The organism is Candidatus Cloacimonadota bacterium, from assembly GCA_016932035.1.
Classification (GTDB): Bacteria; Cloacimonadota; Cloacimonadia; order JGIOTU-2; family JGIOTU-2; genus Celaenobacter.
Genome location: JAFGDR010000013.1, coordinates 24,596 through 34,754 on the forward strand (window position 1 = coordinate 24,596; position 10,159 = coordinate 34,754).

Annotated in this window: 8 protein-coding genes; 5 read left to right on the forward strand and 3 right to left on the reverse strand. The window is 38.9% G+C overall.

What is annotated here, in order from left to right; genetic code table 11:
* Positions 1-46 precede the first annotated feature (46 nt).
* Both allB and JW794_02290 read right to left on the reverse strand, forming a co-directional pair.
* Positions 47-1,471, reverse strand: coding sequence for an allantoinase AllB (gene allB, locus JW794_02285; protein ID MBN2016953.1), 1,425 nt, complete (start codon positions 1,469-1,471; stop codon positions 47-49).
* 1 nt (position 1,472) lies between these two features.
* Positions 1,473-2,957: a pyridoxal-phosphate dependent enzyme gene (locus JW794_02290; GenBank protein MBN2016954.1), complete on the reverse strand. Its 1,485-nt coding sequence runs from the start codon at positions 2,955-2,957 to the stop codon at positions 1,473-1,475.
* Between the two features lie 167 nt (positions 2,958-3,124).
* Between JW794_02290 and JW794_02295 the strand changes: the two genes are divergently transcribed.
* The 5 genes from JW794_02295 (at position 3,125) to JW794_02315 (ending at position 7,920) form a co-directional block, all read left to right on the forward strand.
* Positions 3,125-4,555, forward strand: a complete 1,431-nt coding sequence (locus JW794_02295) for a sugar transferase (protein ID MBN2016955.1) — start codon at positions 3,125-3,127, stop codon at positions 4,553-4,555.
* A gap of 121 nt (positions 4,556-4,676) precedes the next feature.
* Positions 4,677-6,200, forward strand: a complete 1,524-nt coding sequence (locus JW794_02300) for a TrkH family potassium uptake protein (GenBank protein ID MBN2016956.1) — start codon at positions 4,677-4,679, stop codon at positions 6,198-6,200.
* A gap of 13 nt (positions 6,201-6,213) precedes the next feature.
* Positions 6,214-6,915, forward strand: a complete 702-nt coding sequence (locus tag JW794_02305; protein ID MBN2016957.1) for a TrkA family potassium uptake protein — start codon at positions 6,214-6,216, stop codon at positions 6,913-6,915.
* 15 nt (positions 6,916-6,930) lie between these two features.
* Positions 6,931-7,401, forward strand: coding sequence for a hypothetical protein (locus tag JW794_02310; GenBank protein MBN2016958.1), 471 nt, complete (start codon positions 6,931-6,933; stop codon positions 7,399-7,401).
* Complete coding sequence (locus tag JW794_02315) at positions 7,402-7,920, forward strand: AAA family ATPase (protein MBN2016959.1); 519 nt, start codon at positions 7,402-7,404, stop codon at positions 7,918-7,920.
* Between the two features lie 237 nt (positions 7,921-8,157).
* On the opposite strand, the gene JW794_02320 is transcribed toward JW794_02315, so the two are convergent.
* The coding region (locus JW794_02320) for a choice-of-anchor J domain-containing protein (GenBank protein MBN2016960.1) at positions 8,158-10,159 on the reverse strand (2,002 nt) is incomplete at its 5' end.

Consider the following 10,159-nt stretch of genomic DNA (forward strand, 5'->3'; position numbering starts at 1 on the left):
AGTATGATAAAAAAAATGAGTTAAGGTTTAATTTGAAATACACTATTCAATGTTCAATGGGACGACAGAACGAACCCTCACCAGCATTTCCAACAAATCGATCATCATAGATGATCCTTTGACCTCTTAAGTATGTTGAGATGATTTTTCCCTTGAATGTTCTACCGTCGAAGGGAGAGTATTTTCCTTTTGAGTGAAGTTTGCTCTGGTCAATTACAACTAGCCCGGTTGGATCTATAAGAATAAAATCCGCATCTTTTCCCTGTTCTATCTTTCCTTTATGTGTGTTCAATCCAAATATATTTGCAGCATTTTCACAGAGAACCTTTTGGGTTTGATGAAGATCAAGTTTGCCTTTCATGAAGCCTTCTGAGAACATATAGGGGACCATAAGTTCGCTTCCTGGTATGCCGCCATAATCTGTCCAGATGTTCCCTGTCTGCTTTTCACGAGGAAAGTCACATCCTGCATGATCGGTCGTCACAAAACTGATCGTTCCAGTTTTAAGCCCATCCCAGAGCGCTCTCCTATCTTCTTTAAATTTAATTGAAGGTGCTGTTTTCAAGATACTGCCCTGCTCTTCGAAATCATCCTGTGTAAATGAAAGGAAATGAGGACAGGTCTCTGTTGTAATATATAGTCCTTTATCTTGAGCTTCTCCGATCAATTTCAAACCATTTTTGCTGCTTAGATGTACGATGTGAAAATAAGCCCCGGTTTTTTCTGCAACACGGATCACTGTTTTGATTGCTTGAACTTCTGCTTCGATGTTTCGTGTCTGGCAATAATGCTTGATCTCATTACTATTTTCTTTTTGGAATTGTGCCCGTTTTTGCTCGATCAGGTTTTTATCTTCAGCATGAACACCAACGGGTAAATTGAGTTTTTTTGCAATAACTGCAATTTTTTCGAGTTGCTCTTCGTTAACTGAATTGAATTTCTCCATGCCCGAGATCAGGTAAGTTTTGAAGCCGATAACTCCTTCATTGTTGAGCTCATGCATGTTTCTAATGTATGAATCATCAGCAAGCTCTGTGCCGGAAACACCTCCCCAAAGAGCAAAATCGATGATCGCTTTTTTCTCGATTATCCTCAGTTTATGTTGGAGATTTGCTTTATTGATGACCGGAGGGATCGAGGTACATGGCATATCTGCAACAATCGTGATACCACCATATGCTGCGGCAAGAGTCCCTGTATAAAAATCCTCCCGCCATTCAAAGCCCGGGTCATCATAATGTACATGCGGATCAATAGCCCCGGGCAAGACTATACAGAAATTCGCATCGATGATACCAGAAGGAACATCATGAGATTTCCGTTTATTGCAAGTATAATCAACAAGCTCAGGTAGATTTAACGGAACATCTTCTTTCTCGATTATCTCGAGAATAGTGTCGTCAAAGAGTACATCACAAAGAACATTTCTTTTGTTTTGGGAGAGTATTGCATCGACAATTTTTTGAGGCATTCTATGAATATTGTTTCAGCAGTCCGGTCCTGTCATTGAATTCTCTGATGAAATCGTCCCACTGCTCATAGCTGTGCATTTTTTCTTTCCAGTAATTGTCATCATACCATTGAGCATTGAGTTCTTCGATTGTTTTTCCCTGCTGCTCAATCCACGTGAAATACTTAAGATTATGCATACGTTTCTTATCCCAGTATGAGAGCTCGAGCATATAGTCCACGGTGGTGCCCATAAGGTATCTTTCGAAATCTCCGACTGCGTTATAAGGTGTGTATTCATCAAACTTTTCATGCATCTCCTTCATACGGGATTGATAGAGTTCCATAGAGTCTGTTGCAACAGTGAAAAGTACATCATTTTCATTCATTTCATAATATTTTGCCATCTTGATCGTGCCGAGAAGGTTTGCGATTGAAGAAATCCCAAGCAAGTGAAGTTTGTCCACAAAATCTTTATCGATACCTTGGGAGATAAGGTACCTATGACCTGCAGGTTCATTGAAGAGACGCAGCAGATTCATACAGGCATTGTCATCGATATCAGCTACCATATTCATGTTTTTTAGATTATGAATCCATGGCACATGTTTGTCACCGATGCCCTCGATGCGATGCCCACCATAACCATTGAATAAGAGCGTTGGACATTGAAGTGCTTCGCCGGCACAAACCTTTATTGTCGGATATTTTTCTCTGAGATATTCTGAACAGCCCAGTGTTCCGGCAGAACCCTGTGTGAGGAATAATCCGCTCATTCTTTGATCTGCGGTTTTAATGGTATCAAACACTTCTTCCATTGCGCGTCCAGTCACAGCATAATGCCATACAGCATTACCAAATTCGGCAAATTGGTTGAGTACGACGATCTCATCACCACGGGCTTCTTTGAGTTCCTTTGTTTTGTCATATACTTCTTTTACATTACTTTCGCAACCGGGAGTTGGGTAAATTTCTGCTCCAACTTTTTCCAGCCACTCAAAACGTTCGCGAGACATCTCTTCAGGAAGCACTGCTATCGAAGGACATGCTAAAAGGTAAGAGTCATATGCACCACCACGGCAGTAATTACCGGTAGATGGCCAGAGGGCTTTCTGCCTGGTTGGATCAAAGTGACCACGTACAAGCTTTTCTACAAGTGGACCAAAGGTTGCACCAACCTTATGTGAACCGGTTGGGAAGTATTTTCCCAATAAAATAATTATGCGTGCTTTTACACCGGATAATTGGGAAGGGATTTCAAGAAAATTCACTCCATCGAATCCACCACCTTTTTCTATGGGCTCGTTCTTCCAGGTTATTCTATAAAGGTTTCTTGGATGAAGATCCCATAATCCAATTTCAGAAAGTTCCTTTTTTATTTTTTCAGGAACCTTTTCGGGATGTATCATTTCATCATAGGTCGGGATTATGATATTTCGTTCCCTGCAGCGTTGAACAGTGTTTTCCAGGACCTTTTCATCAACAATATCAAAATTCTTTTTATTCATAGTTTTCACTCTTTCTAATATATTCATTTTCACCTACGAAAAATTTTTGATAGTAAAATACGTCAATATTTTCAATCCTCAAATCTGCTTTATTCCAATAAATTTGACAAGTCTCTCGCAATTCTGTGATTTCATTATAAGCATTAAACCTGAATTAGAAAAAGTCCATGACACGAAAAAGAATCAACTTATTATTTACCATACTTAAGATCATCAATGATATTTTTGCTGTGGCTTTGAGTTTCATAATTGCGTATGAGATGAAATTTCGCTGGCTTATTCATATCAGTGATGTTCAGTCATATCCCGATGTTTATATCGATATGTATCTCCACATCCTTTGGCTTATTGTGTTCGTCTGGATATTTTCGTTCATTGTGTCTGGTTTGTATAGAGAATACGGCGGACCTCTCAAGTGGATGAATGAGATAACTTCTATCGGTAAAGGGGCTTTTTTCGCAACGATGCTAACGTTTGCATTTACCTATGCATTCCAGGGATTACCCCAGTCCAGATATGTGATTGCATACTCTTTTCCAGTTTCATTTCTGATCATAGTGTTTACTCACTGGTTCATAAACAAGATCAAGAAGTTCGTACTCAGTCATAATATTGGGAACAGGAAAGCAGTTATCATAGGAGTGAATAACATCGGGCAGGAACTTGCAGAGAAAATGATTCTCTATCCTGATCTTGGATTTAATTATGCTGGAAGTATCTCAAATATCACACCGGACAAACTTCGCTTTCATCTGAAAAATCATTTCATACAGCTGGGGATTGTTAAAAATTTCAAGAACATTGTTGAATCAACCGAAGCTGAAGCGCTTTTTATTGCTATTGACGATATCGATCAGAAAACACTGAATCAGATCATTATATATTGTAAAGAGAACGACATATTCCTTCGATTTACTCCCACGCGCTACCAGTTCAAAACAGGTTCGACAGATTTTGATGATATGGACGGTATTCCATTAATCGGAGTTACCTATATTACCTTCAGCAAGTGGCGCAGCTTTGTTAAACGAACCTGTGATATCGTGCTGGTCGTTCCACTCATCATCTTGACCTCACCAATCCTACTTGTCCTGGCGATACTTGTAAAACTCAGTTCACCAGGCCCTGTGATCTATAAACAGGAGCGTGTTACAAGAGCTGGACGGATATTTTGGTTCCTTAAATTCCGCTCAATGTATGTGGATGCCGAGGATGAGTCTGGTCCAACATATTCAACCTCTGATCAGAAAGACAGGACCACGAAGATAGGGAATTTCCTGAGAAAGTCATCTCTGGATGAACTCCCGCAATTCTTCAACGTATTGAAAGGTGATATGTCTCTTGTAGGACCGAGACCTGAACGTCCCTATTTTCATGATAGACTCTCACATGAAATTCAGAATTGGGATGACCGTCTTTTGGTTCGCGGTGGCATGACAGGATGGGCGCAAATTAATGGTCGTGCAGAACTCACGACCGAACCTCTGGAAAAACTCGCCTACGACCTGTACTATATTGAAAACTGGTCTCTCATCTTCGACTTGAAGATCATGCTGCGTACTGTTACCGATGTGATACAGCATAAGAATGTTTATTGATTTTCATTATTAATTAGCACGTCGCGTTTCCAGTATTACATTACAATTTTCAATAAAATTCTTTGACAAAGAAACAAGCTATTTGCTATCAAATTGTAAGAAAAAATAATGAGGATAAATCATGAATAGATCCTTAAGGAATCTCAGTGTGGTTTTCGGTTTTGTAGGATCGCTTCTCATTATTCTGGGAGTATTTTTGCTCATTCCCCTGCTTCTCACCTTCTTTTTTGGTGAATACGCACAAAGCCCTCTCACGTTCCATTCATTCCTTCTGGCTGCAGGTGTTGCTCTTGGTCTGGGAATTGTTTTTAAGATTTCATTCAAACAGCATTCACCTAATATTGTACAGGCGATCTTCATCTGTAGTTTCGGGTGGATCATCATTTCTGCTGTCAGTGCTATTCCTTTTCTAATTGCTCTCAAAACAAATTATCTGAATGCCTATTTCGAGACTATGAGTGGTTTCACCACAACCGGTATCACCATGTTTACTGGTTTGGACCAGATGCCCAAGAGTATTTTATTCTGGCGGAGTTTGATACAATGGATTGGTGGATTGGGTATCCTTACCTTCTTCCTTGCGATCACCTCACAAAGTGGTGGAGCTCACCGTCTTTTTGGTGCGGAAAGTCATAAAATCGATGTGGAGCGTCCGGTTCCCGGACTTGGTAATACGATTAAAATATTATGGACAATTTACATCGCGTTCACCCTCTTCATTATCCTCAGTTTAAAAATTGCAGGATGTTCAATTTTCGACAGTATCTGCCATAGCTTTACCGCACTTTCTACAGGTGGTTTCTCTCCCTACGATGCCAGTATTGCGCACTATCAATTGATCGGACATCCTCAATACAAACTCATTGAATATATTCTAATACTTGGCATGTTCCTTGGGGGGACTAATTTCATCATACATTATCGGGTGCTACGCGGTGAGTTCCGGGCAGCGATTGATACCACTGAGATGCGTTTCTGGATAGGTTTCATTGTAGTTTTTATCCTGCTTATTCTTGGCGAACGATACCTCAGGATCATCCAACCAGCGAATATATCTCTCTCTGATGCATCGTTCTGGAAAACCTTCGAGTATAATGTCCGAAATGTGCTTTTTCAAGTACTCGCCATCATAACTACTACAGGCTTTGGCACACAGGATATTGCATCACCTTTCTTTGGAGCAATGGCACGCCAGCTTTTCCTTGTTATGATGGTTATCGGAGGGTGCGTGGGTTCTACTGGAGGTGGAATTAAAGTGCTTCGAATTAGCATCTTAGCAAAATTGGTAAAACGCGAGATATTTAAACTTTTCGCTCCTTCCAGGGCGATTTCCTATGTAAAACTCAATAAGAAAAATCTGAACTCTGATGAAATATACCGCGTAAGTGCACTCTTCTTTGCATGGATTGTGCTTCTACTCATTGGAGGATTGATCACAGCAATATTTTCTAAGTATGATGGCTACAGATCCGTCTCGGGAATGTTTAGTGCCTTGGGTAATATAGGTCCCTGCTATATTCCCGTCGCAGAAATGGGTCAACTCCATCCAGTCATAAAAATAACCTATATCATTGGCATGCTCGCAGGACGTCTTGAAATCCATCCCGTGCTTCTTCTCTTCAGTCCACGGGCATGGCAATCATAAATTCGGAGGAACCATGTTTATTATTATTGCAGGGGCGGGAATTATCGGATCACAGATCGCACATATGCTTGTACAGAATAAGCATAATGTGGTTGTCATAGATTTGGATAGAGATGTGTGCGAAACTATCTATGCAGAAACAGGGGCGATGACTATACATGGAAATGCCACACGCATCAAAGTACTTGAAGAAGCTGGTGTAAAACGCTCAGATACTCTGTTATGCCTTATGAGGAATGATGCTGATAATATCTCCTGCGCACTTCTTGCAAAAAGTCTCGGTATTGAAAACATTATTGCTCGACTCAGAAAACCGCAGTATGAACAAGCATATCAAATTGCAGGTGTCACAAGTATTGTGGACATTTCAGAACTTTTATTAGACAGGATAATCATCGAGGTTGAAAAACCAAAAGTGAGGAAGATATTCACTCTCGGTGTGGGCAAAGCATCGGTCTATGCAGTTCGTATTCCTGAAGGAGGAAAGGTTGTAGGCAAGAAGATCCATGAGATTGCGCAGGATAATGATTTTCCAGACGAATGTGTTTTCATGGGAATCTTCAGGAAAGACGAAGAAGACATTGTGATCCCCCGAGGTAATCATGCGTTAAAACAGGATGATTTGGTTTTTATATTCTCGAAAAGCCAATTTATTAAATCAGCGACTGATTATTTGACCAAAATCGGTCGTAGCAAGATCTTTAACAAATCATAACAATAAAGGAATACTATGGCACTTACAATAGCAATTATCAGGATTTTTCTGGTTGCAATCTCGATCTTTCTGGGGATTTTCTGCCTACCGGATTTAAGTAGATCGATTGATCTGATTCTTCTTCTTGCAGTAGCTGTGATCGGCATTTTGAGTTTTTTCAGTCATGTAGTATTTCATACATCTGATGCAAAAAGACTCGGATGGGATACAGAGAATCCGGACTGGCAATTCGAAGTGGGATTTGCAAATCTTGCGATAGGTATCGTTGCACTCATTGCGTATATACTCAATTGGGATATCCTTGCGAAATCAGGCATAATATTGATCTATGGCGTGTATCTGTTTCAGGCAGCGATTCTGCATACGGTAAGAGCTATCCAGAAGCATGAGGATGATGTCCAACGCCTTTTCATGAGCGTATTCAGTTCTCTTGCATTCAGCGGTTTCCTGATCTTCTTTGCAATTTTTGCAATAGTAACTACTTAAGTGGATCGGATTGTCATTATCGGAACAAGCTGTTCCGGCAAAACGACCTTAGCCAGAAAACTCTCAGAAATACTTCATATTCCACATATCGAATTGGATACACTTTTCTGGAAGAAAAACTGGCAGATCGAGAAGAGGAACAGATTCCGGGAAAAAGTCTCTCGTGTTGTTAAGAAAAATCAATGGGTGATCGATGGGAATTTCAGCATTGTGCGTGATCTTGTTTGGAAACGCGCAGATACGATCATCTGGCTTGATTATCCATTTCATGTGATTTTCACGCAAGCACTTATTCGCTCGATAAAGAGGATCATCACAAAAGAAAAACTCTTTGCAGATAACGTTGAAAGTATCAAACAGACCTTTTTTTCTAAGAATTCAATTCTCTACTGGATTATCGTGTCTCATTGGGATTATAAACGCACATACACCCGTTTGCTCAGACATTCTAAGAAAGAAGTGATTATACTAAAGAGTACAAGAGAGAAAAATGAGTTTGTAAGGAGATTAGAAAGTTAAAAGGATAGAATGTTGGAAGGTTTGAATGTGTTGAAGAACTTTACTTATTTGAAGAAAAATTATTAAAATGAAATCAAGATAAAATGAAGATCATATACATCTATTATTAAATCATATTCCTAGCAAGCCCTTTCAAGAGCAAGGAATTTATTTTTAAGTTAAAATATAAGACCAATATTATCATTATTATCTCTATCTTGTGTTCTGCTAGTATTATCGGCTAAATTTCGCTTTAGACTAGTATGGCACTTTACTACTTGCACCAACATTATACTGCCACTTGTCATTCACATCACTTGTTTGAACCTGTCCGTTAAGATTAAAGTCAGATTCTATATATCCAGCTTGACCGACCTGTACATTCCAGTAGTCGTTCTTATCACTTGTTTGAATTTGTCCATTATTGTTTGCGTCACCAGCATACATTGCATAAACATCTGTTTCTACTTGTTTGAAACCTTCATCCCAGACACTACCAGAGGTGGTAAGATCAATACTTGTTGCCTGGTTTGCAAAATCACCAAAGGTATATGTAATCGCACTCATAATGCCAAGATGATTTCTGTGGTGAATAACAATATAATATTCAATATCTGTGGTATAATAGAAGGGGAGGTTGTGATTACCTTCAGTATTAACAATCATACCATTATCAAGAACAAAGGCATTCGCTTCTTTTACTGTCTCGCCGGTTTCTGTAGTACGTAGTTCAATGTAGATCCAGTCAATCAAGGTGCGATCAACTACATTTGGAAGTGCACCAATGTCTTCAGAATTATATGGTGAGATTGTTGGAAGTGTCAAGCCGTAATTATTCATTGTTCCACCTGCGATATATGGACCTTCAAGGAATACTTTCATGTCTGCATAAGCAGGAAGGTTATCCCGTGCAGCAGCGCTCCCATATACCCATTCAGATTGAAAACTTCTTATATGTTTTCCAACGATCTTATCAGCACTATTCTTAGTTTTAGATGGATTAAAAACAGAACATATACGATACGCATAAATAGAATCAGATCCTATTGAAGAAATCAACCTTGTTCTATAGTTAGATCCAGTACTTTCAGGTTCCCAATTATCAATCACTGTCCATGTTGTATCTGCACTTGGAACTGGATCTATAGATCGATAAACATAATAGTCAGTTACTTCAGCGCAGTTGCCCCCTGTACCTATGTAAAATGGATCATCAATCGACACTGTATATGTAAGGAGAATTAATCCACCATTATCATCTGGATTATCTGCAAATACTACACTTGTGGGGGGTGTAGGAGCTGAAGTTATGATTAAAGTTGTTGGAACAGTATAAGGAGAATCATCCGTATCATTGCTCGTTATAACAATATCAGCGTTATATGTGCTATCTGCTAATCCATTAGAATCAAATTCTACAAGTATTTCATCAGTAGGATTACTACCAGGTATTGAACCATTTACACTTGATCCTCCATTCAAAGTAATCCAATTATATGATGCTCCTATTGTACCAGTAATTTGAACATCATCTATACAAACTCCATATCCATAATTAGTTATGCCTTCAAATGCAATATAATAAGTTGAAGAAGGATCGGGTAATGTAATTTCCCTTAATGTCCAGTCAGTGGTGTTTGTGGAATATGTTTGTAATAAATTCCATGAACTACCATTTGAAGTCCTGTAATATACTTTTAACTCATCTTGATCTCCCAACCATTCTACCATTGCATGATAAAATTTCAATATTACATCACTTACTGAAGCCAAATCAATTTCAGGACTTATAAGTTTTGTTGTTGAACTTGTAAAACTACCTAAATACAATAATGCATTATAATTTCCACCATGAGTGCTAGCTGGATTACTAGAATGACCTCCATTCTGATATGTCCAGTCAGTAGTTCCTATAACATTTTCTTGTGTCCATTCTGAAGGAATACTTCCACCATTTTCAAAATCTTCATTAAATAATAGATCACGATTTTTTGAACCATAGACAACAGTTGCTGAGTAATTTAGTGTTTCTTCACCATCATTGCCAATAAACAATGTGTCCAATATTGTATTGTCTTTACTTGAAATCTTAGAGAAAGATTTTGGATTTACTGTAATCTCACAAGGATTTAATCCTGATCCTGTCACTGCAAGATAATTTGTTGGATTATCCGGATCATTTGAAGTTATTATTAAATTATTATTATAAGGGCCTGATATAGTAGGGGTAAAGGTGAGTTCATAAATTTGACTCTGACCG